Here is a 21,980-nt window from a genome sequence, read left to right as displayed (position 1 = left end):
CAAGAAATCCGAGCCTCATCTTCACTTCGCCGCCTTCTCGTCTCCCGGCAGCACGTATTCGGTGCCTTCCCAGGGAGACATGAAGTCGAAATTGCGGAATTCCTGCTTCAGTTCGACGGGCTCGTAAACGACGCGCTTGGCAGCATCGTCGTAACGCACCTCGACGTAACCGGTCGTCGGGAAGTCCTTGCGCAAGGGGTGACCTTCGAAGCCGTAATCAGTGAGAAGACGACGCAGGTCGGCATGGCCCGAGAATGGAATGCCGTACATGTCCCAAGCTTCGCGCTCGAACCACTCGGCGCCCTTGTAGACTGATGTAGCCGATGGAACCGACTCACCATCGGCGACGGCAACCTTCACGCGGATGCGCAGGTTCTGCTTCGGCGACAGGAGGTGATAGACGACATCGAAACGCTTTTCGCGCTGTGGCCAGTCGACGCCGCAGATATCGATCATGCTGATAAAGCCGCAACGCGCGTCGTCACGCAGGAACGTCAGCAGCGCCAGAATCGTTTCCGGCGTAGCGGTTGCGTTCAGCTCGTCGTAGCTGATGGATGCATCAAGAAAGAGATCGCCACGCATCTCACGAAGATACGAGGACAGTTCGCTCAAGGCTTCACTCATGACAGTCCTCCGCCCTTAGCGCTCGATCGTTCCGGTTCGACGGATCTTCTTCTGCAGAAGCAGCACCCCGTAGAGCAGCGCTTCTGCCGTGGGGGGACAGCCCGGCACGTAGATATCGACAGGAACGACACGGTCGCAACCACGAACGACCGAATAGGAATAGTGATAGTAACCGCCGCCGTTGGCGCAGGATCCCATGGAGATCACGTAGCGCGGCTCAGGCATCTGGTCATAGACCTTACGCAGCGCGGGCGCCATCTTGTTGGTCAGCGTACCGGCAACGATCATGACGTCGGACTGGCGCGGCGAGGCGCGCGGAGCAACACCGAAGCGCTCCATGTCGTAACGCGGACCGGAGACCTGCATCAGGCCTTCAACGGCGCAGCAGGCGAGACCGAACTGCATCCACATCAGCGAGCCGGTACGGGCCCAGGTGATCAGGTCGCGGGTCGAGGTAACAAGAAAGCCCTTGTCGGCCAACTCATCGTTGATTTCGCCGAAGAACGCACTGTCGCTGCCGATCGGCTTGCCCGTTGCCGGGTCGATGACGCCTTTCGGATGCGGCGCCACGAGCGCCTTGTCGGTTGGGGCTACTCCCATTCCAGGGCTCCCTTTTTCCATTCATAAATAAAGCCGATGGTCAGCACGCCAAGGAAGACCATCATGGACCAGAAGCCGAACCAACCGATCGCACCGAAGGACACTGCCCACGGGAAGAGGAAGGCGACTTCAAGGTCGAAGATGATGAAGAGGATCGACACGAGGTAGAAGCGGATATCGAACTTCATACGAGCGTCGTCGAATGCGTTGAAGCCGCATTCGAAGGCCGAGAGCTTTTCCGAATCGGGCGCCTTGAAAGCAACAGCAAACGGCGCAATCAACAGCGCCAGGCCGATGACAAGGGCGATACCAATGAAAATAGCGATCGGAATGTAGGAACTGAGCAGTCCAGTCATCAGGTTCTTCCCTGCTTGCGGGCTGCGCCGGGAGGCGCTAGTGGGCAATTGCCCGGCAAGCGAACGTGCGTTGCAACAGAGCCGTGGTTAGCGCAGGCAGCGCCACGGCGCAAGACTTTTAGAGTAGCAAATTCGACTGTCGAGGCGCGACATTATCAAGCAGATGCAATGATGTCGCGACAAATCCACACAAGTTGATTCAGGCTGCATGCCAGCCCACCGGATATTGCATGGCTCACGGCAAAAGATAAAGCCAAAGCTAAGCGACGACAACGAAACGGCAATCGTTCATGACTGCGAATAGAGAGGGCAGATACCCAGCTTGGGAAGGAATGGCGCGAGTGACGGGGCTCGAACCCGCGACCTCCGGCGTGACAGGCCGGCACTCTAACCGACTGAGCTACACCCGCGCATGATGGACAGAAGGACCGGACCAAGCGCCAACTGGCGCGTACCTTGAAATGGCGCGAGTGACGGGGCTCGAACCCGCGACCTCCGGCGTGACAGGCCGGCACTCTAACCGACTGAGCTACACCCGCATTCATTTCAAGCGATCCGGAAGCTTTCGCATCCGTGTCAAAGCAGCCTCGCCGCTTCGATGAGCGGCTAACTAAGGGGTTCGCATTTGAGTGTCAAGCAGCTTTGGAGACAAAACGATGACACTCCGCGAATTGTTTTTGGAGAACGAAAATCCGCGGGCAGATTCAGTGCATTATTAACAGAGTGACATTCGGTCTGCGCGCTAACGATCAGTTTCCCCAGCTCCTCGCCCTCCCCGCTTGCAGCTTGCAGGCTCGATCGAGGGTAGCCAATCGCCCGAGAGGCCCGCTATATGGAGGACCGCGGCTCGGTCCCGGGCATTCTACAAGCAGCAGAGACATCATCATGAAAACACGCGAGGAACGGCAAGCACAAAGAGCGAGCATGCCGCGCACACAGTTGAGCGCACACCATTTGGAGAATGCGCGGTTGCTGCCGGATCGCGGCGAGCTCCTCTATCGCATTCCCAATGGTGGCATCGGCCTAGAGATCGGGGCGGCGTTCGGAGAATATACCGCTGAGATACTGGAGAAGAATCGGCCTTCGCAGCTTTATCTGATCGACCCCTGGAGCATGGACCGCTACAGCTCGGGTCTGGATCAGATCCAGACGCAGTTCAGAAGCGAGATCGAACGTGGACAACTGCACTTGATGCAGGGCACCTCTCTCGAAAAGCTCGCCGAGTTCGACGACGACTTTCTCGACTGGGTCTATATCGACACCGATCATTCCTTCGAGCTTACTTGGCAGGAACTCCTGCTCTGCGAGCGGAAGGTCAAGCGGACCGGAAGAATCGCCGGGCACGATTTCTGCACTGGAAACACCGTCAAGCCGATCGTCTATGGCGTCGTCGAAGCGGTCACCAAGTTCTGCAAGGATTATGGCTGGCAATTCGAGTTCCTGACGGTCGAATCGCACGCGCACTTTTCCTATTGCCTGAAGCGCCTCTGATCCGCGTCACGCCTTTCCAGCGTACTCCTCGTCGCTGACCTGTTCCATCCAGTCGGCGGCGCTGCCGTCCAGCGCTTCGTGGATCGCGATGTGGGTCATTGCGGTATCGGGTGCTGCGCCGTGCCAGTGCTTTTCACCCGGGGCAAACCAGACCGTGTCGCCCGCGCGGATCTCGCGAAGCGGGCCGCCTTCGGTTTGCGCCAGACCCTTTCCGGCGGTGACGATAAGCGTCTGACCGAGCGGATGTGTGTGCCAGGCGGTTCGGGCACCAGGCTCGAAGGTAACGCTGACCGCCCTCACCCGTGCCGGGCTCGGCGCCTCCATCAAGGGATCCTGACGGACCGAACCGGTGAAATATTCTGCGGGCGCCTTCATCGAGGGCCGTGATCCGCAGGGTTTGATCTCCATCTGATTTTCCCTTCCATCCCTAACTTTGCGTTTCCGCCGACCGCCCGCCAGTCACCAAGCGGTGACCGATAGATGTGTGGCAAGGCCGCTGTTCGAAGAAATGCCGACGCTTGCGGCTCGTCGCCCTATCTCCGCTTCAGGCGCTTGCTAGTGGTCGGGGTGACTGCTAGTGCCGGGGCATTTCATCACGCGGAGAGTTTCCATGAAACAGCATTCTTTCGGCCACCTGCCCCATACCGTCACAAATATCGGCTTCGGCGCATGGCAGATCGGCGGCGCCTGGGGCGACGTCAGCGAGGCCGACGGCCGCGATGCGCTGAACGCGGCGCTCGATGCCGGCATGACCTTCATCGATACCGCCGATGTCTACGGAGACGGCCGGTCGGAAAAGATCATTGCGGACGTTCTCGATGGCCGCGGCGGTGAGCGGGCGATGGTCGCCACCAAGGCGGGTCGCCGGCTCAACCCGCATGTCGCCGAGGGCTATACCAAGGCCAACCTCGAGGGCTTCATCGATCGAAGCCTGAAAAACCTGCGTGTTGAAAGCCTCGACCTTGTGCAACTGCATTGCCCTCCGACCGAAGTTCTCTATCGTCAGGAGGTCTTCGAGGGCCTGAACGAGCTGCAGAAAGCCGGCAAAATCATGGGCTACGGCGTCAGCGTCGAAAAGGTCGAGGAAGCGCTGAAGGCGATCGAGTATCCTGGGGTCGTCAGCATCCAGATCATCTACAACATTTTCCGCCAGCGGCCCGATCACCTGTTTTTCCAAGAGGCTCGGCGGAAGAACATCGCCGTTATCGCACGCGTGCCGCTCGCAAGCGGGCTACTGTCCGGGAAGATCAGCCGCGAGACGAAATTTGCGAGCGATGACCACCGCAATTTCAATCGCCATGGCGAGGCCTTCGATGTCGGCGAGACGTTCGCGGGGGTCCCCTTCGAGGTCGGCCTGCAGGCTGTAGAGGAAGTGCGTAAGCTCGTTCCTGCCGGTGCGACAATGGCGGCCTTCGCATTGCGCTGGATCCTGATGAGCGATGCCGTCACTGTCGTTATTCCCGGCGCACGCAACGCCGAACAAGCACGCGCAAATGCCGCGGCGGCGAGCCTCGCCCCCCTCTCTCACGAAGTGATGGACGCCACACGCGAGATCTACGAGCGGCTGGTCGCTCCCCATGTCCACCAGCGCTGGTAAGGCAAACGAGCACAAGAAAAATGGCCGGGCATAGACCCGGCCATTTTTGTTTCATAGCTCAACCAATCTCAGTTCGTGCCGACGAGGTCGACTTGGAAGAACAGCGTTTCACCCGAGGAGTCGTCGACGCCATCATTGTCCGTGGCGGCATAGGCCTTGCCGGAAGCGTCAAAGGTAAAGCCTTCCAGCTTGTCGAGGACATAGCCATTGGTGGCGGTCTTCAGTTCCGGAAGGAAGTCATGGGCTTCCGTCTTCTTGACGAGCGGCAGCTCGCCGCCGAGCTTGGCGGGCTTCAGATCCGATACCGCGACCTTGTAGAGCTTCTTCAGTTTGGCTGCGTCACCGACAAGGTTGTCACGCTCGATGATGTAGACGCTGTCGCCCTGCGCGGAAATTTCGGAGAGGCCGACCCAGCCTGCGTCCGATTTGTCGAGCGGATAGCGAACGGCGCCCCACCCCTTGCTCTTCGGGTTGTAAGAGACGAGCTTTACGAAACCCTTCGCATCATCCTTCCACTCGCGCTGAACAGCCATCCACAATGTCGCGTCGTCACCGGAACCGACGATCGCCACGCCTTCGAACCCGTAGCGGATTTCGTTGGCGGTCAATTCGCTCGGCAGAGCGATCTCTTCCTTGATCTCGCCCTTCGGGTTTACGTGATACAGTGCGTGCGGCACGAGCTTCTCGCTGTTGCCTTCGGAGCCCAGCCAGAACCAGCCCTTATCGTCCACGGCAATACCTTCAATATCGAGCTTCTGCGCGGGCTGGCCATCGCGCTTGACGGTCAGCGTTTCGGTGATGACGGCCGGCTTCTTGGTTGCGTCAATGGTGTAGATCGTCGGCTGCATGCCGAGAACGCTGTCGCTGACTGCAAACAGCTGGCCCGGGTTTTCCGGAACGGCAGCAAGACCGGAGAGTGCCGCAAAGCCGACGGGATTACCATCCTTCTCGGCCGCAACGATCTGCGGATAGGCCATTTCGCCTTCGCCGAGCTCATAGATCATGACGTGGGACCGCGGGCCGCCATCCTTGCCGAGATCGACTTCGTTGGCGGTGGCGAGGAGATTGCGGGACGGCACGGCTACGCCTCCCTCGGGCGACACACCCGACGGAAGAATCTGGACGAGTTGTGGTTCGGCGCCGGTATCCTTGAAGACGCCGACGACCGAGGCGCGTTCCGAAAGCAGGAAGATATACTTCTGGCCGCCGAAGGTCGCGACCTCCAGACCTTCCGGCTCGACACCCTTGGCGGACGAGCGCTTGTCCGGATAGTGCCCGATATTGGCGACCGCGCGCTCGAACGAAGCGCCGGATTCGTAGAGGACCCTGCCTGTCTTGTCGAAGATCGTGAAGCCGCGCGAACCGCCTTGGTAGTCGCCTTCGTTCGCGACGACCAGACGGTCGTTGTCCAACCACTTCACGGCGTCGGGTTCACGCAGGACACCCTTGAGTTCGCTGGTGAACTTCAGCGCGCCGTCGCGCTTCGTATCGATGCCGGTCAGATCGACGCTGCCGGCAGAGAAGTGTGCCTTCACCGCCGCGGTCGCCGCATCGATGATGACGATCTCGTTGTTTTCCTGAAGGGTCAGGGCGATCTCGTTCTGATCGTTGAAGGAGACGAATTCTGGTTCCGGATCCTCCGGCGCAATCCCGGCAAGGCCGGTCAGTGTCACGTGCTTGATCGAACCGCAATCGACGGCGCCGTTCTTGACCTGGAACACGACAAGGTCGCCTGCCGGCATCTGCGGTATCTTGCCATCGTTGACGTCTTCGTCGCGTTCGTTTTCGATCGCAATCGTGCCAAGCGTCTTGTCCTTGTTGAGCGCGATCGAATCCGGCTGTCCTCCGAGGTCGCAGGTGTTTTCGATCTTCTTGGTGGCAACGTCGACGATCGCGAGGCGGCCCGATGGCTTTGCCTTGCTCTCCGACGTGTTGACGGCAACCAGCGCCTTGCCGGCCGCGGAGGTCACCGATGTCGGCTCACCGTCCATCATCAGCGCCCCACCGGCCTTCGGCGCCTTGGCGTTGGAAATGTCGACGAATCCGATCGCACCGAGCGGGCTGTCGCTGTAGATCAGCGTCATGCCGTTGTCGGTGGCCGTGATGATTTCAGCCGACGTGATCGAAAGCTTATCCTTTCCCTCGGGCAGGTTGGATGCCACCGGAAAGGTTGCGATGCGGTTGAAAACGGGCTCTGCGGCGGCCGGAAACGCGGCCGTCGCAAGAAGCGCCGCAACGAGCACTGTCTTGCGCGATAAAGTTGTCATGAAATCCCCCATGAATTCAAACAGAGCGGTTTTGCGGGATTGGCATGACACCGGAATGACACGGCTGTCTTATTCTGACGGTGCCAGGGGGGTCCCCTGCTCCTTCTTCATTTCGTTCCGCATGATGAAGAGCGATGCCCCAAGGATGAGGAATGCGCCCACCCAGAGATAGCCGCTTGGCGCGTAGCCGAAGACCAACCACCCGGCGAGAACGTTCAGCGGGAGCTTGAGATCGTCGAAAGGCTGGACGTAAGCGGCATCGGCGGTGGAATAGGCGAGCGTCAGGAAATATTGCGCCAGTACGGTCAGCAGACCCGCCGCGGCAAAAAGCAGCAGTGTGGTACCGGTCGGGACACTGAAGCCCGCGGCCATCGCCAGTCCACCATTGATCGGCGTCAGAAGAGCCAATAGCCAGACCGTTATGGTTTCCGGCCGCTCGACACCCGTCAGGCTCTTGGTGATAAGTGACGACGCACCCCAGAGAAGTGCCGAAACGATCGGCAGGACCGCCGCCCAACTGAAACTGTCTGACCAAGGTTGAAGAATAATCATCGCTCCGACGAAACCGGTGGCTGTCGCCGCCCATCGCGCGGAACCAATGTATTCCCCAAGGAAGATCCGTGCGCCGACGATGATGAAAAATGGTGAGGTCATCACCAGCGCGATTGCCTGCCAGATTGGTACCGACGCGAGCCCCGCGACCCAAGTGGTCACACCAAAGGCCGCCAAGGAGACGCGTACGATGTGTCGCCAGGGATAACGCGTCCTCATTGCCCGGAGACCGACGCGCCGGAGAAAGGGCAGCGAAAAGACCAGCGCAAAGGCATACTGCCAAAAGGCAGCCGAGGCGGCGGGGAAAGCGAGCTTCATTGTCAGCCATTGCGTGACGACATTGAGGATCGAGAAGGCGATGCCCGCGGCAACCATCCAAGCAGCGCCGGCCATTGCTCGCGAAGCGGAAAACGTAGGGGAAGTCTGATTCATGTTTTTCTTTCCGAAACCAACACAAATCAGGACGCATGAGCGCAATACTGCAGCCAGGACGGATTCCGCCCTCGCCCGTTCCGCTCATTCTCTTTCATCCGGACTGTAACCGTCGGCTCCGGAATTGCACCGGATCTGCTGACCCTTTCGACATTTTCGACGAGAGGCGCTCGCGGGCTCGAGCAAAGCTCTTACCGCCGGTGGGGACTTTCACCCCGCCCTGAGAACGAGCATTTCGTAAGGCATCCCCAGCGTGCCGACAAGGGCACCAAATGCAAAAAGGGTCCGGCCATGGCCGAACCCTCCGAAACTTGTGCCGCCGGTCTCGTTGCCCGGCCGCCAAGCAAATTCACATCAGCCGTTGACGGCGTCCTTCAGGCCCTTGCCGGGCGTGAACTTCGGCACGTTGCGAGCCGGAATATCGACTTCTGCGCCCGTGGACGGGTTGCGGCCCTTCGTGGCAGCGCGATGGGAAACGGTGAAGCTACCGAAACCAGCGAGGCGAACGTCGCCCTTGCCCTTCAGTTCAGCCTGGACAACTTCGAAAACAGCGTCAACTGCGGAAGCAGCGTCAGTCTTCGAGAGTCCTGCCTTTTCAGCAACTGCGGACACGAGTTCATTCTTGTTCATGTTTCCACCCCTTTCTAAATGGTTCGAAACGACTCAAATCTATAAGCTAGGCGCAGAATAGAGTTCATCAGGCCCGCCGCACCCCAAAGACCCTGCAAATCAAGGAAATGCAAGAGTCCGCCGGTCAATTTCACAAAAAAAGGCTGGCGAAAACGCCAGCCTTTTCAGGGTTTTTAAGCAATTAGGCGCGAATGTGGCAAACATGGCTCAGTGAGCTATGGTTGCGCCTGTTTCATCGAGCCCTTCGACCGTCGCGATGACAGGCGTCTCCACCGTGCCATCCCACTCGATCGCCTCCGGTCTGCGGACCAGAGCATGCTTGATCACCTCGCCCATGCGGGACACGGGGATGATCTCCATGTTGTTCTTCACGTTGTCCGGGATCTCCGCCAAATCCTTGGCGTTCTCTTCCGGGATCAGCACCTTCTTGATGCCGCCGCGAAGCGCTGCCAGCAGCTTTTCCTTCAGACCGCCAATCGGCAGAACACGGCCGCGCAGGGTGATTTCACCCGTCATCGCCACGTTCTTGTCGACCGGAATACCGGTCATGATCGAGACGATCGCGGTTGCCATGGCAACGCCGGCCGACGGACCATCCTTCGGTGTCGCACCTTCCGGCACGTGCACGTGGATGTCGCTCTTATCGAAGCGCGGCGGCTCGATGCCGAAATCGACAGCGCGCGAGCGGACATAGGATGCCGCCGCCGAGATCGATTCCTTCATGACTTCCTTCAGGTTGCCGGTCACGGTCATACGACCCTTGCCCGGCATCATGACGCCTTCGATCGTCAGCAGTTCGCCACCGACTTCCGTCCAGGCCAGCCCGGTAACGACACCGACCTGATCCTCGCGTTCGGCTTCGCCGTGGCGGAAGCGCGGAACGCCCAGGTAGTCGTCGATGTTTTCGGCCGTCACATGAACGGACTTCGTCTTGCCCTTGATGATCTCGGTGACCGCCTTGCGGGCGAGCTTCATCAATTCGCGCTCGAAGTTACGAACACCGGCTTCGCGGGTGTACTGCTGGCTGATCGCCATCAGGGCGTCGTCGCTGACCGAGAACTCGTTCGGCTGCAGTGCATGTTCCTTGATGGCCTTCGGCAGCAGGTGCCGCTTGGCGATTTCGCGCTTTTCGTCCTCGGTGTAGCCGGCGATACGGATGACTTCCATGCGGTCCATCAAAGGTGCCGGAATGTTCAGCGTGTTCGCCGTCGTGATGAACATCACGTCCGACAGATCGTATTCGACTTCCAGGTAGTGATCCATGAAGGTCGAGTTCTGAGCCGGATCCAGCACTTCGAGCAGAGCCGACGACGGATCGCCACGGAAGTCCTGGCCCATCTTGTCGATTTCGTCGAGCAGGAAGAGCGGGTTGGACTTCTTCGCCTTCTTCATCGACTGGATGACCTTGCCGGGCATCGAGCCGATATAGGTGCGGCGGTGACCGCGGATTTCAGCTTCGTCACGAACGCCGCCGAGAGCCATGCGGACATACTCACGGCCGGTCGCCTTGGCGATCGACTGGGCGAGCGAGGTCTTGCCGACGCCCGGAGGGCCGACGAGGCACAGGATCGGGCCCTTGATCTTGGTCGCACGGGCCTGGACAGCCAGGTACTCGACGATACGTTCCTTGACCTTGTCAAGACCGAAGTGATCGGCTTCGAGGATCTTCTCGGCGTTGTTGAGATCCGACTTGATCTTCGACTTCTTGCCCCACGGAATGCCGAGCAGCCAATCGAGATAGTTACGGACAACAGTCGCCTCAGCCGACATCGGGCTCATCTGCCGTAGCTTCTTCAGCTCGGCATCGGCCTTTTCGCGGGCTTCCTTCGACAGCTTGGTCTTGGAGATGCGCTCTTCCAGTTCGGCCATCTCGTCGCGACCTTCCTCGCCGTCGCCGAGTTCCTTCTGGATCGCCTTCATCTGTTCGTTCAGGTAGTACTCGCGCTGGGTCTTCTCCATCTGGCGCTTGACGCGCGAGCGGATACGCTTCTCGACCTGAAGGACCGAGATCTCACCTTCCATGAAACCGAGCGCCTTTTCGAGGCGTGCCTTGACGCTGGTGGTTTCCAGCATCTCCTGCTTTTCGGTGATCTTGATCGACAGGTGCGAGGCAACCGTATCGGCCAGCTTCGAGTAATCGTCGATCTGGCTGGCGGCGCCAACGACCTCTGGCGAGATCTTCTTGTTGAGCTTCACGTAGCTCTCGAACTCGGAGACCACCGAGCGGCTCAGCGCCTCCAGTTCGACCGGATCGTCATGCGGCTCTTCGAGAACATGCCCCAGAGCTTCGTAAAAATCCTCGCGATCGGTGTAGGCGTCGATCTCGGCGCGCGCGCGACCCTCGACCAGAACCTTGACGGTGCCGTCAGGCAACTTCAGCAGTTGCAGCACGTTGGCGACGGTGCCGACATTGTGGATGGCGGACGGTTCAGGATCGTCATCGCTCGCGTTGATCTGTGTGACGAGCATGATCTGCTTGTCCGACCCCATGACTTCTTCGAGCGCACGGATCGACTTCTCGCGGCCAACGAACAGCGGCACGATCATATGCGGGAAGACGACGATGTCGCGCAGGGGCAATACCGGATATGCGATGCTCGCAACTGACGTTTTCTTCGTCATTTTATTTCCTTTCCATCGTCCCGTTTCCGGGCTCTTCTGGCGCGGCCACTAGAACCGGGCCGCACTCCACTTGAGACAACAAGTGGAGGTTCTGACTATGCTTTTCAAGCTGCGCCATGGCCGGCGTCCCCCTGGACATGACAGCTATGCGACAACGGAACACCTTCACTCTGGAGCACCAGCCTGGACCGGCGCTTGCCACTTCCGCGCCGGCTAACACACAAGGCCGAAACACACCAACGGAATCATTCCATAATTGCCACGGACGTTAGAAACCGCAACGGCAGCAGAGGTGCTTTCAGACCTCTTTAGCAAGATTTATCAGGGTCGTGCACTGGTTTTGAAATAGAAAGGGGCCTGCCGACGGCAAGCCCCTCAAATTCACGGTTCGTATCGTAAAGATATCTCTAACGGCTTACGCCGAAGCGTTGGCCTTCTCGTCCTGACGGTCCGCGTAGATGTAGAGCGGACGTGCAGAACCGCGAGCCACCTCTTCCGAAATGACGACTTCGCGCACGCCTTCCAGCGCCGGCAGTTCGAACATCGTGTCGAGCAGGATCTTTTCCATGATCGAGCGAAGGCCGCGAGCACCGGTCTTGCGCACGATCGCCTTGCGGGCGATCTCGCGAAGTGCGTCCTCGTGGAAGGTCAGTTCCACATCTTCCATCTCGAACAGGCGCTGGTACTGCTTGATCAGCGCGTTCTTCGGCTCGGAGAGAATCTGGATCAGTGCATCCTCGTCGAGGTCCTCGAGCGTCGCCAAGACCGGCAGACGGCCGATGAATTCCGGGATGAGACCGAACTTGACCAGGTCTTCCGGCTCGAGCTCCCGCAGCACTTCGCCAACGCGGCGGTCGTCCGGGGCCTTAACCGTCGCACCGAAACCGATCGAGGTCTTCTCGCCGCGGGCGGAGATGATCTTGTCGAGACCGGCGAACGCGCCGCCGCAGATGAACAGGATGTTCGTCGTGTCGACCTGCAGGAACTCCTGCTGCGGATGCTTGCGGCCACCCTGCGGGGGAACCGAGGCAACCGTGCCTTCCATGATCTTCAGAAGCGCCTGCTGGACACCCTCGCCCGACACGTCGCGGGTAATCGACGGGTTGTCGGACTTGCGCGAGATCTTGTCGACTTCGTCGATGTAGACGATGCCGCGCTGGGCGCGCTCGACATTGTAGTCGGCAGCCTGCAGCAGCTTCAGGATGATGTTTTCGACGTCTTCACCGACATAGCCGGCTTCCGTCAGCGTCGTCGCGTCGGCCATCGTGAACGGAACATCGATGATGCGGGCGAGCGTCTGGGCAAGATAGGTCTTACCGCAGCCGGTCGGGCCGACGAGCATGATGTTCGACTTCGCCAACTCGACTTCGCCGTTCTTGGAGGCGTGCGCGAGGCGCTTGTAATGGTTGTGAACGGCAACGGACAGGATCTTCTTCGCCTGGCGCTGGCCGATGACATACTCATCGAGGACCTTGATGATGTCCTGCGGCGTGGGAACGCCGTCACGAGACTTGACCATCGAGGATTTGTTTTCCTCGCGGATGATGTCCATGCACAATTCGACGCATTCATCGCAGATGAAAACGGTCGGTCCGGCAATAAGCTTCCGGACTTCGTGCTGGCTCTTTCCGCAGAAGGAGCAGTACAGGGTGTTTTTAGAGTCGCCGCCGTTGCTGCCGCTGACTTTGCTCATATCACTTTCCTTCCAGCACGCCGTATTTCAAGGTGAAATAACGGTCTACTCATTGGCCTGCTCCAACTTTGGAGCCCCAGCCGGCCAAGGCCGTTAAGGGGTACGAACCGGTCCAAACTAAGCTGTCCTGGCTCCGGCGGCAACGAATTCCCCTTCCACTGCCGATGCTATGTCATAAAAATTCAACATAGCATTAATACTTGAGATCGCTGCACCCGCCACCGGGTTTCTTCTCTTGTTCGATCACAAATGAGATAGAACTGTGGCGGATACAACACCATCCCTACTTCTCACTAGGCCGCATCGCCTTCCATCTCGATGCGAGATGTCAGGACCTTGTCGATAACACCCCAGGCCTGAGCCTCGTCCGCATCCATGAAGTGGTCGCGGTCAAGGGTCTTCTCGACTTCCTCGTAGGTGCGGCCGGTGTGCTTGACATAGACCTCGTTCAGACGACGCTTCATCTTCAGAATGTCGCGGGCGTGACGCTCGATGTCCGATGCCTGGCCCTGGAAACCGCCCGAGGGCTGGTGAACCATGATGCGGGAGTTCGGGGTGGCGAAGCGCATGTCCTTGTGCCCGGCAGCCAAGAGCAGCGATCCCATGGAGGCGGCCTGGCCAATGCAGAGCGTCGAAACGGCCGGCTTGATGAACTGCATCGTGTCGTAGATCGCCATGCCGGCGGTAACGACACCGCCCGGCGAGTTAATGTAGAGCGCGATTTCCTTCTTCGGGTTTTCCGCCTCGAGGAAGAGCAGCTGGGCGCAAACGAGCGTCGCCATGTGATCCTCGACCGGGCCCGTGAGGAAGATGATCCGTTCCTTCAGCAGGCGGGAATAGATGTCGTAGGAGCGTTCACCGCGATTGGTCTGTTCCACAACCATCGGCACGAGGGCCATAGCGGTATCGACTGGGTTTCTCATGTGCGTCCTTTGTCAACGTCTGCCGGCTGTGGCCGGGAATCAAAGAAATTGCCTTGTCCCTACATAGAACTTCCCTGCCCTCCTCTTCAAGACGCGCTGACGGATAACGTCAAGAGGGCTAATGCAGAGCGAATGCTTTTCGCCCGATATAGGTTCATTCATGCAAGCGATGGTGAAGAGCGAGCTGCAATCCTAGTGCCACACAGCTTTTGTCGGCGTCAGGATAAACGAATTCTGAATCTGCTTGCGGCTGCGCTGCGTTTACAGACCAGAAAGCCTAACACCAACTCAACGCAAAAATGCGCCAAGGGAGAAGCGCAATTAATGAAGTTGCCAGCTTCTTCCGAAACAATACGCGCAATGCAAGGGGTGTTGCCGTGTTCAATGTTACGACTGGATTAGCCATTTGGTGTTCGGAAGCCATGACGCTCGCGTTGGTGGCGTTCATGGCCTGGCGCCATAACGTCCGAAACAAGACCTATTTCTATTGGGGAATGGGTTTTCTTCTTAGTGGCGTTGGTTTCGCAATGGTGGCGTTGCGGGGGCAGATACCCGCTATTCTCTCGATCGAGATCGGCAACACGATTGCGCTATGCGGACAAAGTGCATGGGTTGCCGGGTATCTGGCTCTTGACCATCGCAAGCTCGAATGGTGGGCATTCCTGCCGCCGCTTGTTTGGCTGGGCGGCGTCTTCCTGCCGTGGGTCAACGACGACTACACCAATCGCGTCATTCTCTACAACTTGGCCTCAGCCACCGGCGCAACCGCGCTTGCAATGGCAGTCCGCGCGACAGGCCAACCCAACGAAGGCTCCAGGCGAACACTCGGCGTTATCTTCGTGCTCCAGAGTTTCCTATGCTTCGGTATGGCAATGGCAATGGCAATCATCGGCCCAACCGACGCGGAAGCCGCCAATTTCGCCGGCGGCGCTGCCATGGCAACGGGCTTCATGCTGACCTTTGCATGCGCCCATACCTGCCTTCTCATCATGGAGCGCTCGGAGAAGCATCTTCGTATGCTCAGCCTCACCGATTCCCTCACCGGTGTGTTGAACCGACGTGGCCTTTTCGGACGGTTCGATGCCATTCAGGAGAGCGCATTCCACAATAACCGCCTGGTCGCCGTACTGCTCTTCGACCTCGACCATTTCAAACGCGTCAACGATCGGTTCGGGCATCAGGCCGGTGACATCGTACTGACGGTCTTTGCTCGCATGGCCCGCCAATTCGTTCCTGCCGGCGTCTTCGGCCGCATGGGCGGGGAAGAGTTCGCCGCCTTCACGACGGTGGCCGACCAAACTGAAGCGGAAGCACTGGCGGAATCGATCCGTGCCGAGTTCTGCCGTGTTCCCGTCAGTACCGGCGATGCGATCATTCCGGTCACGGTCAGTATCGGCGTCGCCATGGCCTCTTCCATCGAGGCAAATAGAGACAAGCTGGTTTCGGCGGCGGATCGCGCGCTTTACGCCGCCAAGGCAGCCGGCCGCAACTGCACCATCATCTTCGGTGAGGCTGAAGCTGCTGCGCCGCCGCCGGTCGAGCCCGATCATACCGGCGGTGAGCTCGTCCCCACGCTCGACGATCAGATCCACGCGCTTCGCCGCGTCGGATCCCTGTCGAGAGGTTGAGCATCTTTTCGAGGCTTGGCAAATCCGCTAAGCCTCGAAGCATGATGATCCCACCTTTTCTTTCCATCGATCCTGCCACACGCCACGTTTCGCTCGACGCCAGCAATCCGGCGTTCTACAGCGACCCGAACGCGGCCTATGCCGCTCTCCACGCGCACTGTCCCACATTCTATTGGGAGCAGCAGAAGCAGTGGTTTTTCACAGGTTACGACCACGTCAACGGCTTGCTGCGCGATCGCCGTTTCGGCCGCCAGATCCTGCACATCGCAAGCCGTGAGGAACTCGGCCTTCCCGAGCCGGACCAGCATCTGGCGAATTTCGACCTGGCCGAACGGTACTCCTTGCTCGAACTGGAGCCGCCCGAGCACACGCGTCTGCGTACACTCGTCAACCGCGCTTTCGTCTCTCGCCACGTCGAGAAGATGAAGCCTGAGCTTGCCGAGCTCGCCAGCAAGCTTATCGACGGCTTCGAGAAGAAGAGCGAAGTCGAGCTGCTTTCGGCATTTGCGGACGTTATTCCGGTAACGATGATTGCCCGCATGATCGGCATTCCGGAGGAGATGGGACCGCAGCTTCTGAAATGGTCGCACGCCTATATCCGCATGTACCTATTCGGTCGCACGCGAGAGGACGAGGATGGCGCCGAACGGGCGGCGAAGGAGTTCTCCGACTATGTGAAGACAGTCATCGCCGAGCGCCGAGCCAACCCTCGGGACGACCTGTTGACCCACATGATCCATACGGAACACAAGGGGCAATACCTGACCGAGGACGAACTCGTCTCGACGACAATCGTGCTGCTCAATGCCGGTCACGAGGCGACGGTCCACCAGATCGGCAATTCAGTCCGCATTATCCTGGAGAGCGGGCACAATCCGGCGGACCTTTTTAAGGACGAGGAGACAACCGAACGAGCCGTGGAAGAGTCTCTGCGTATCTGCGCACCCGTTCACATCTTCCAGCGATGGGCGTTGGAACCGGTCGAGATCGACGGCATTTCGTTCAAGCGAGGCGACAAGGTGAGCCTCATTCTGGCGGCAGCCAATCTCGATCCGACGAAATACGACGATCCGCTTACCTTCAAGCCCGACCGCAACGAAGCGCCTAACCTGTCGTTTGGCGCCGGCATCCATTTCTGCATCGGGGCGCCGCTGGCGCGGTTGGAATTGAACGTCGTCCTACCAATTCTCTTCGAGCGGCTGCCTGGACTGAAACTTGCCCGGACGCCCGTCGTAAAAGATGTCTATCATTTCCACGGTTTAGATCGCCTCGACCTTGCTTGGTAGGTCAGCAATGGAAAAGTCCGCGCCCCGGAGGACGCGGACCTTTTTCGTCGCTTTTGAAAGTCAGGCGGTGAAGCTATTCCGCCGCCTGCAGCGCCGGCACTCCATCCAGCGGCTCCTGCGGCAGCTTGCCGGCCATCGCGGCAGCAAACTTCGTCTGGTCAAGTTCATTTTCCCAGCGGGCGACCACAACCGTTGCGACGGCGTTGCCGACAAAGTTCGTCAAGGCGCGGCACTCCGACATGAAGCGGTCGATACCGAGGATCAGCGCCATCCCGGCAACGGGAACCGAAGGCACCACGGAAAGCGTTGCGGCGAGCGTGATGAAGCCGGCGCCGGTGATGCCGGCAGCGCCCTTGGAGCTCAACATCGCGACCAGCAGAAGCAGGATCTGGTCTGCCAGCGTCAGCGGCGTGTCCGTCGCCTGAGCGATGAAGAGCGCAGCAAGCGTCATATAGATATTGGTGCCGTCGAGGTTGAAAGAGTAGCCGGTCGGAATGACGAGACCGACGACCGAGCGCTTGCAACCAGCCTGCTCCATCTTGGCCATGAGACCGGGAAGTGCGGCTTCCGAAGACGACGTGCCGAGCACGAGCAGCAGTTCTTCCTTGATATAGCGGATCAGCGCGAGGATCGAGAACCCATTGTAGCGGGCGACCGCACCCAGAACGACGAGCACGAAGAGCAGCGACGTCAGGTAGAAGGTGCCGATCAACATTGCCAGATTGGCGATGGAGCCGATGCCATATTTGCCGATGGTGAAGGCCATGGCGCCGAACGCGCCGATCGGAGCGGCCTTCATCAGGACTGCCACCAGCTTGAAGACCGGTGCCGTCAGGGCCTGCAGAAAATCGACAACGGGACGGCCGCGATCGCCGACCATGGCAAGCGCGATGCCGAACAGGACAGAGAAGAACAGCACCTGCAGAATATCGCCGTCGGCAAAGGCGCCTACGATCGTGTTCGGAATGATGTTCATCAGGAAGCCCGTGACGGTCGAGTCATGAGCCTTTTCCGCATAGCTTGCGACGGCCTTGGCATCCAGCGTCGCCGGATCGATGTGCATGCCTGCACCCGGCTGTATGACGTTGGCGACCAGCAGACCAACAGCCAGTGCCAGCGTCGAAAAGACGAGGAAGTAAAGCATTGCCTTGCCGGCGACGCGCCCAACCTTCTGCAGGTCGGACATGCCGGCGATACCTGTAGCAACCGTCAAGAAGATGACGGGGGCGATGATCATTTTGACGAGCTTGATGAAAGCATCGCCGAGCGGCTTCAGAGCCGTGCCGATGTCGGGATAGAAATGACCGAGCAGGATGCCAGCGCAGATGGCGGCAAGAACCTGCACGTAGAGAAGCCGATAAAAAGGAACCTTGCCGCGTGGCTCCGCGACCGGAAGTGCTGCACCCATGATGTCCTCCATGTGCCCCAAAACCAAAAGCGGCCTCCCGGGGCGATTTGCGTTACCAGTCAACAGCCACGCTGGCTGTTTGGTGAGGTTTTGCAACATGCGTGCCAACTCCGATGCGGACGTCTAAGTGATTGCTTCCTAATCTCTTTTTTTATAATGACCTACGCAACCTCAAGCGAACGAGCGTATTTTCGCACAAATTGATTTGACGGGAGTGCGGAATTACGCACAAGTTAGATGATGCTTCAGTCGGCACCGACCACTGGTTTTGGCTCCCTCGACCGCGTCCGCCGGCGCGCACGACGCCTGTGGATTCTGTTTGCCTCCATTTCGGCTGTGCTCATCGTTGCCGTGCTGTTTGGCGCGGAGGCTTATGGGCGTCGCTCCGCCATTGACGCGATCGCGGGCCAAGGTCGGACCGACGCCAGCCTGAAAGTCGCGCTCCTGAACGCAGTCCTGGAGAGGCCACGCGCGCTGCCGTTGCTTCTTGCCGAAGACCAACAAGTTCTCGATGGCCTTTCGTCCAAAGGCGGCGATGCGATCGACATATTGAACCGGAAGCTCGAGCGGCTGGTCACGGGAACGCAGGCCGCCGTGCTCTACGTCATCGGCCCCAACGGCATTGCGGTGTCCTCGAGCAATTGGCGGGAGCCCGTCAGTTTCGTCGGCAACGACTACACATTCCGCGACTACTTCACAAAGGCGATGGAGGACGGAACGGCTGAGCATTTTGCCCTCGGCAGTGTCAGCAAGCGCCCGGGCCTCTACATTTCTCGCCGCGTGGGAAGTGCGGCAGCGCCGCTCGGCGTCGTCGTGGTCAAACTTGAGTTCGATCGGCTTGAGAGCGACTGGCGCGACACACATCGCCCTGTCTATGTCACGGATGATCGCGGCGTCGTTCTCATCACCAGCATCCCCTCCTGGCGCTTCATGATGAACAGCGCTGTGCCGCAGGCTGACCTTGCCGCCATCCGCAACAGCCTGCAGTTCGGCGATGCGCCGCTGGCGACGCTGCCGGTCATGCGCCCTCGGCCCGTTGACGCCGAGGCGTCGCTCGTTTCCGCCGTGCTACCGGGTAGCGGCGAAGGCGAGTATTTGCGCCTAACGACACCCGTTCCCACTACGCCTTGGCATCTCGAATACCTTGTACCCACTGATGCGCCAGTTGCGGCGTCCGTTCGCGAAATGCGCCTGTTGTCACTGGCCGTTCTTCTGCCCGTTCTCGCAATCGCGGCGTTAATTCTGTGGAGGCGCCAAGCGGCAGCAACCAAGATCGCGGAAGAACAGGGCATGCGCGAAGAGCTGGAGCGACGGGTCACCGCGCGAACCGACGATCTCAGCCGGGCACGCGATCGTTTGCAGGCCGAAATCTCTGACCATAGAGAGACGGAAGCGAGGCTGCAGGTCGTTCAGCAGGAACTTGTGCAGGCGAACCGGCTCGCGATCCTGGGACAGGTCGCGGCAGGCGTCGCGCATGAGATCAACCAACCGGTCGCGACGATACGCGCCTATGCAGACAATGCCCGGGTGTTCCTGGAGCGCAAGCAGACCGCCCCCGTGGACGACAACCTCGAAGCGATTGCCGGCCTCACCGAACGGATCGGCGCGATTACCGACGAGTTGAAGGCATTCGCTCGAAAAGGTCGCGTGGCGCCGGAGCCTGTGGAACTGCGTGGCGTTATCGATGGGGCGGTGGTTCTGCTGAAAAGCCGATTTGCCGGTCAACTGAATGCACTCAGCATCCGGCTGCCGCCAGCGGGCCAATGTGTGCTCGGCAACCGCATTCGCCTTGAGCAGATTCTAATCAACCTGTTCCAGAACGCCTTGGAAGCGCTCGACGGGCGCGCGGACGCGAAGGTCGATGTCTCTGTTACCGAGACGGATGACGAGGTTGCGATCGACGTCGCCGACAACGGCCCCGGTATTTCGCCCGCTATCCTGAAATCGCTCTTTACGCCGTTCAACACCTCCAAGGAAAAAGGCCTTGGTCTCGGTCTCGTTATTTCGAAGGACATTGTCGCCGACTATGGCGGCCGCATCGATGTGACGAGCGACGAAACCGGAACCTGTTTTACGGTCCACCTGCGGAAGGCCAAGGCATGAACGATGCGACGCCGATCTTTCTAATCGATGATGACAAGGACTTGCTGCGCGCAACCAAGCAAACGCTCGAACTCGCGGGTTTTTCGGTTTCCGCCTTTTCCGACGCCGGCGAAGCCCTGGCGACTTTGAACCCGGATTTTGCAGGCGTTGTCGTTTCCGATATCCGCATGCCTGAAATCGACGGCCTCCAACTCTTCAGCCGCGTACGACGGCAGGACGAGGATTTGCCGGTTATCCTGGTCACCGGCCACGGGGACATTCCGATGGCGGTCAAAGCCATGCAGGATGGCGTTTACGACTTCATCACGAAACCCTTCGCGACGGACCGGCTCATTCAGAGCGTGCGGCGTGCTGCCGAAAAGCGCCGTCTCGTGATGGAAAACAGATCTCTGCGGAAAGCGACAGACGAGGCGCGCGATGACCTGCCGCTGATCGGCCAGACGCCGGCGATGGAACGGCTGCGCCATACCTTGCGGCAAATTGCCGACACCGATGTCGACGTGCTCCTAATGGGTGAAACCGGCAGCGGCAAGGAAGTCGTGGCAAGCCTGCTCCACCGCTGGAGCCGGCGCGCATCTGGTAATTTCGTTGCCCTGAACTGCGGAGCGCTGCCGGAAAGCGTTGTCGAAAGCGAACTTTTCGGACACGAACCCGGCGCTTTCACCGGCGCGCAAAAGAAGCGTGTAGGCCGCATCGAATATGCGAGTGGCGGAACGCTCTTCCTCGACGAGATCGAGAGCATGCCGCCGGCAACGCAGGTGCAGATGTTGCGCGTGCTCGAAATGCGCGAGGTTGCGCCGTTGGGCACCAACGAGGTCCGACCCGTCGATTTGCGGGTCGTCGCTGCGTCCAAGATCGATCTCGGCGATCCCCGCCAACGCGGCGACTTTCGCGAAGATCTCTATTACCGCCTCAATGTGGTGACGATCTCTATTCCGCCACTCAAAGAGCGCCGAGATGACATTCCGCTTCTCTTCGGTTACTTCGCCGAGCGTGCCGCGAACCGCTTCAAGCGCGACGTGCCCACGATCCCTTCATCGATCCATCGCCACCTGCGGGAGTACGACTGGCCCGGCAACGTGCGCGAACTGTCGCATTTTGCCGAACGGTTCGTGCTCGGCGTCGGGCAGGTCTCAGATCGTGCGGCAGCAGAACCGGTAACGGATGGAACCCTATCGCTCCCGGACCGGCTCGAACGCTACGAAGCCCACATCATTCGCGAAGCTTTGAACGCCAACGGCGGCGACGTCCGCCGCACGATCGCGGACCTCGGCATTCCTCGGAAAACATTCTACGACAAGCTCCAGCGCCACGGCATCGTCCGTAGCGATTTCGCATCTTCCGACAGCAGCTAGCTCTGTCAAAACCAGCCAAGATCAGCGGCGATACCCTTCGGCATATCCACTATTCCGCTACCCTGAAATCAGAGCCGGATGACGTAGTCCTTGCGAGTTATTTCAACGACTTCCCATGTTCCCTTAAAGCCGGGCCTGAGGATCATCCGGTCGCCGGCACGAAGATGCACGGCCTCGCCACCGTCCTCCGTGACGATCGAGTAGCCCGAAAGCACGTTAAAATATTCCCACTCAGCATAAACGATGCGCCACTTGCCAGGCGTCGCCTCCCATATGCCGGAATAGAGGCCGCCATCGGCCTCCTCCAGATTCCAGGTCCTGAACTGCGGGTCGCCGGCCAATATCCGGTCGGCATCGGGGGCGCCGAATTCCGGTTCGACGTCGTCGATGTCAAAAGTCAGGTAGCTTGCCAT

Annotated in this window: 18 protein-coding genes, 2 tRNA genes and 1 riboswitch; of the genes, 6 read left to right on the top strand and 14 right to left on the bottom strand. The window is 59.5% G+C overall.

What is annotated here, in order from left to right:
* Positions 1-21: 21 nt before the first annotated feature.
* From FHT76_RS24750 to FHT76_RS24730, 5 genes are all read right to left on the bottom strand, one after another.
* Positions 22-624, bottom strand: coding sequence for an NADH-quinone oxidoreductase subunit C (locus tag FHT76_RS24750; RefSeq protein WP_183859209.1), 603 nt, complete (start codon positions 622-624; stop codon positions 22-24).
* Between the two features lie 15 nt (positions 625-639).
* Positions 640-1,224, bottom strand: coding sequence for an NADH-quinone oxidoreductase subunit B family protein (locus FHT76_RS24745; protein ID WP_016553608.1), 585 nt, complete (start codon positions 1,222-1,224; stop codon positions 640-642).
* On the bottom strand, positions 1,215-1,580 hold the full coding sequence (locus FHT76_RS24740) for an NADH-quinone oxidoreductase subunit A (RefSeq protein WP_016553607.1): 366 nt from the start codon (positions 1,578-1,580) through the stop codon (positions 1,215-1,217). Before FHT76_RS24740 ends, FHT76_RS24745 begins: the two co-directional genes overlap by 10 nt.
* Before the next feature lie 333 nt (positions 1,581-1,913).
* Positions 1,914-1,990: transfer RNA gene (locus FHT76_RS24735), tRNA-Asp, on the bottom strand.
* 52 nt (positions 1,991-2,042) lie between these two features.
* Positions 2,043-2,119: transfer RNA gene (locus tag FHT76_RS24730), tRNA-Asp, on the bottom strand.
* A 346-nt stretch (positions 2,120-2,465) separates the two neighbouring features.
* Between FHT76_RS24730 and FHT76_RS24725 the strand changes: the two genes are divergently transcribed.
* Positions 2,466-3,071, top strand: a complete 606-nt coding sequence (locus FHT76_RS24725) for a class I SAM-dependent methyltransferase (RefSeq protein WP_183859211.1) — start codon at positions 2,466-2,468, stop codon at positions 3,069-3,071.
* 6 nt (positions 3,072-3,077) lie between these two features.
* On the opposite strand, the gene FHT76_RS24720 is transcribed toward FHT76_RS24725, so the two are convergent.
* The gene (locus FHT76_RS24720; RefSeq protein ID WP_183859213.1) at positions 3,078-3,479 is read right to left on the bottom strand and encodes a cupin domain-containing protein; all 402 of its coding nucleotides are present in this window, start codon (positions 3,477-3,479) and stop codon (positions 3,078-3,080) included.
* A gap of 202 nt (positions 3,480-3,681) precedes the next feature.
* Here FHT76_RS24720 and FHT76_RS24715 point away from each other — a divergent pair, with 202 nt between their 5' ends.
* Complete coding sequence (locus FHT76_RS24715; RefSeq protein WP_183859215.1) at positions 3,682-4,668, top strand: aldo/keto reductase; 987 nt, start codon at positions 3,682-3,684, stop codon at positions 4,666-4,668.
* 68 nt (positions 4,669-4,736) lie between these two features.
* On the opposite strand, the gene FHT76_RS24710 is transcribed toward FHT76_RS24715, so the two are convergent.
* The 6 genes from FHT76_RS24710 to clpP form a co-directional block, all read right to left on the bottom strand.
* Positions 4,737-6,935 (bottom strand): esterase-like activity of phytase family protein, encoded by a 2,199-nt coding sequence (locus FHT76_RS24710; RefSeq protein WP_246712539.1) that lies wholly within the window; start codon positions 6,933-6,935, stop codon positions 4,737-4,739.
* Between the two features lie 69 nt (positions 6,936-7,004).
* Positions 7,005-7,919: a DMT family transporter gene (locus FHT76_RS24705; RefSeq protein WP_183859218.1), complete on the bottom strand. Its 915-nt coding sequence runs from the start codon at positions 7,917-7,919 to the stop codon at positions 7,005-7,007.
* 82 nt (positions 7,920-8,001) lie between these two features.
* A riboswitch (FMN riboswitch) is annotated at positions 8,002-8,151 on the bottom strand.
* A gap of 122 nt (positions 8,152-8,273) precedes the next feature.
* Positions 8,274-8,549 carry a DNA-binding protein HupB gene (gene hupB / locus FHT76_RS24700; RefSeq protein WP_007531759.1) on the bottom strand — a complete coding sequence of 92 codons (276 nt, stop codon included), beginning with the start codon at positions 8,547-8,549 and terminating at the stop codon, positions 8,274-8,276.
* A 207-nt stretch (positions 8,550-8,756) separates the two neighbouring features.
* Complete coding sequence (gene lon, locus FHT76_RS24695; protein WP_183756846.1) at positions 8,757-11,171, bottom strand: endopeptidase La; 2,415 nt, start codon at positions 11,169-11,171, stop codon at positions 8,757-8,759.
* Positions 11,172-11,586: 415 nt separating this feature from the next.
* Positions 11,587-12,864, bottom strand: coding sequence for an ATP-dependent Clp protease ATP-binding subunit ClpX (gene clpX, locus FHT76_RS24690; RefSeq protein WP_016553599.1), 1,278 nt, complete (start codon positions 12,862-12,864; stop codon positions 11,587-11,589).
* 293 nt (positions 12,865-13,157) lie between these two features.
* Positions 13,158-13,787, bottom strand: a complete 630-nt coding sequence (gene clpP, locus FHT76_RS24685) for an ATP-dependent Clp endopeptidase proteolytic subunit ClpP (protein WP_016553598.1) — start codon at positions 13,785-13,787, stop codon at positions 13,158-13,160.
* A 422-nt stretch (positions 13,788-14,209) separates the two neighbouring features.
* Between clpP and FHT76_RS24680 the strand changes: the two genes are divergently transcribed.
* Both FHT76_RS24680 and FHT76_RS24675 read left to right on the top strand, forming a co-directional pair.
* Complete coding sequence (locus FHT76_RS24680) at positions 14,210-15,415, top strand: GGDEF domain-containing protein (protein ID WP_246712540.1); 1,206 nt, start codon at positions 14,210-14,212, stop codon at positions 15,413-15,415.
* Positions 15,416-15,456: 41 nt separating this feature from the next.
* On the top strand, positions 15,457-16,701 hold the full coding sequence (locus FHT76_RS24675) for a cytochrome P450 (RefSeq protein ID WP_183859222.1): 1,245 nt from the start codon (positions 15,457-15,459) through the stop codon (positions 16,699-16,701).
* Positions 16,702-16,774: 73 nt separating this feature from the next.
* Here the strand turns inward: FHT76_RS24675 and FHT76_RS24670 are convergent, their stop codons facing one another.
* Positions 16,775-18,109: a dicarboxylate/amino acid:cation symporter gene (locus FHT76_RS24670; protein WP_019279768.1), complete on the bottom strand. Its 1,335-nt coding sequence runs from the start codon at positions 18,107-18,109 to the stop codon at positions 16,775-16,777.
* Between the two features lie 240 nt (positions 18,110-18,349).
* Between FHT76_RS24670 and FHT76_RS24665 the strand changes: the two genes are divergently transcribed.
* Both FHT76_RS24665 and FHT76_RS24660 read left to right on the top strand, forming a co-directional pair.
* Positions 18,350-20,212 carry a sensor histidine kinase gene (locus tag FHT76_RS24665; protein WP_183860702.1) on the top strand — a complete coding sequence of 621 codons (1,863 nt, stop codon included), beginning with the start codon at positions 18,350-18,352 and terminating at the stop codon, positions 20,210-20,212.
* The gene (locus FHT76_RS24660) at positions 20,209-21,567 is read left to right on the top strand and encodes a sigma-54 dependent transcriptional regulator (protein WP_183859224.1); all 1,359 of its coding nucleotides are present in this window, start codon (positions 20,209-20,211) and stop codon (positions 21,565-21,567) included. The genes FHT76_RS24665 and FHT76_RS24660 overlap by 4 nt, the downstream gene beginning before the upstream one ends.
* 68 nt (positions 21,568-21,635) lie before the next feature.
* Here FHT76_RS24660 and FHT76_RS24655 read toward each other — a convergent pair whose 3' ends face one another.
* On the bottom strand, positions 21,636-21,980 hold the full coding sequence (locus FHT76_RS24655; protein WP_183859226.1) for a cupin domain-containing protein: 345 nt from the start codon (positions 21,978-21,980) through the stop codon (positions 21,636-21,638).

The organism is Rhizobium sp. BK176, from assembly GCF_024808055.1.
Note: the sequence above shows the minus strand (reverse complement) of the source record. Positions and strands in the feature narration are given on the sequence as shown.

What these genes read in the sequence shown, in the direction of transcription:
- clpP (WP_016553598.1), bottom strand. Translation starts at nt 13,787, where the DNA reads ATGAGAAACCCAGTCGATACCGCTATGGCCCTCGTGCCGATGGTTGTG.
- FHT76_RS24725 (WP_183859211.1), top strand. Translation starts at nt 2,466, where the DNA reads ATGAAAACACGCGAGGAACGGCAAGCACAAAGAGCGAGCATGCCGCGC.
- FHT76_RS24655 (WP_183859226.1), bottom strand. Translation starts at nt 21,980, where the DNA reads ATGGCAAGCTACCTGACTTTTGACATCGACGACGTCGAACCGGAATTC.
- FHT76_RS24665 (WP_183860702.1), top strand. Translation starts at nt 18,350, where the DNA reads ATGCTTCAGTCGGCACCGACCACTGGTTTTGGCTCCCTCGACCGCGTC.
- FHT76_RS24740 (WP_016553607.1), bottom strand. Translation starts at nt 1,580, where the DNA reads ATGACTGGACTGCTCAGTTCCTACATTCCGATCGCTATTTTCATTGGT.
- hupB (WP_007531759.1), bottom strand. Translation starts at nt 8,549, where the DNA reads ATGAACAAGAATGAACTCGTGTCCGCAGTTGCTGAAAAGGCAGGACTC.
- FHT76_RS24720 (WP_183859213.1), bottom strand. Translation starts at nt 3,479, where the DNA reads ATGGAGATCAAACCCTGCGGATCACGGCCCTCGATGAAGGCGCCCGCA.
- FHT76_RS24710 (WP_246712539.1), bottom strand. Translation starts at nt 6,935, where the DNA reads ATGACAACTTTATCGCGCAAGACAGTGCTCGTTGCGGCGCTTCTTGCG.
- FHT76_RS24750 (WP_183859209.1), bottom strand. Translation starts at nt 624, where the DNA reads ATGAGTGAAGCCTTGAGCGAACTGTCCTCGTATCTTCGTGAGATGCGT.
- FHT76_RS24660 (WP_183859224.1), top strand. Translation starts at nt 20,209, where the DNA reads ATGAACGATGCGACGCCGATCTTTCTAATCGATGATGACAAGGACTTG.
- clpX (WP_016553599.1), bottom strand. Translation starts at nt 12,864, where the DNA reads ATGAGCAAAGTCAGCGGCAGCAACGGCGGCGACTCTAAAAACACCCTG.
- FHT76_RS24705 (WP_183859218.1), bottom strand. Translation starts at nt 7,919, where the DNA reads ATGAATCAGACTTCCCCTACGTTTTCCGCTTCGCGAGCAATGGCCGGC.
- FHT76_RS24675 (WP_183859222.1), top strand. Translation starts at nt 15,457, where the DNA reads ATGATGATCCCACCTTTTCTTTCCATCGATCCTGCCACACGCCACGTT.
- FHT76_RS24715 (WP_183859215.1), top strand. Translation starts at nt 3,682, where the DNA reads ATGAAACAGCATTCTTTCGGCCACCTGCCCCATACCGTCACAAATATC.
- FHT76_RS24670 (WP_019279768.1), bottom strand. Translation starts at nt 18,109, where the DNA reads ATGGGTGCAGCACTTCCGGTCGCGGAGCCACGCGGCAAGGTTCCTTTT.
- FHT76_RS24680 (WP_246712540.1), top strand. Translation starts at nt 14,210, where the DNA reads ATGACGCTCGCGTTGGTGGCGTTCATGGCCTGGCGCCATAACGTCCGA.
- lon (WP_183756846.1), bottom strand. Translation starts at nt 11,171, where the DNA reads ATGACGAAGAAAACGTCAGTTGCGAGCATCGCATATCCGGTATTGCCC.
- FHT76_RS24745 (WP_016553608.1), bottom strand. Translation starts at nt 1,224, where the DNA reads ATGGGAGTAGCCCCAACCGACAAGGCGCTCGTGGCGCCGCATCCGAAA.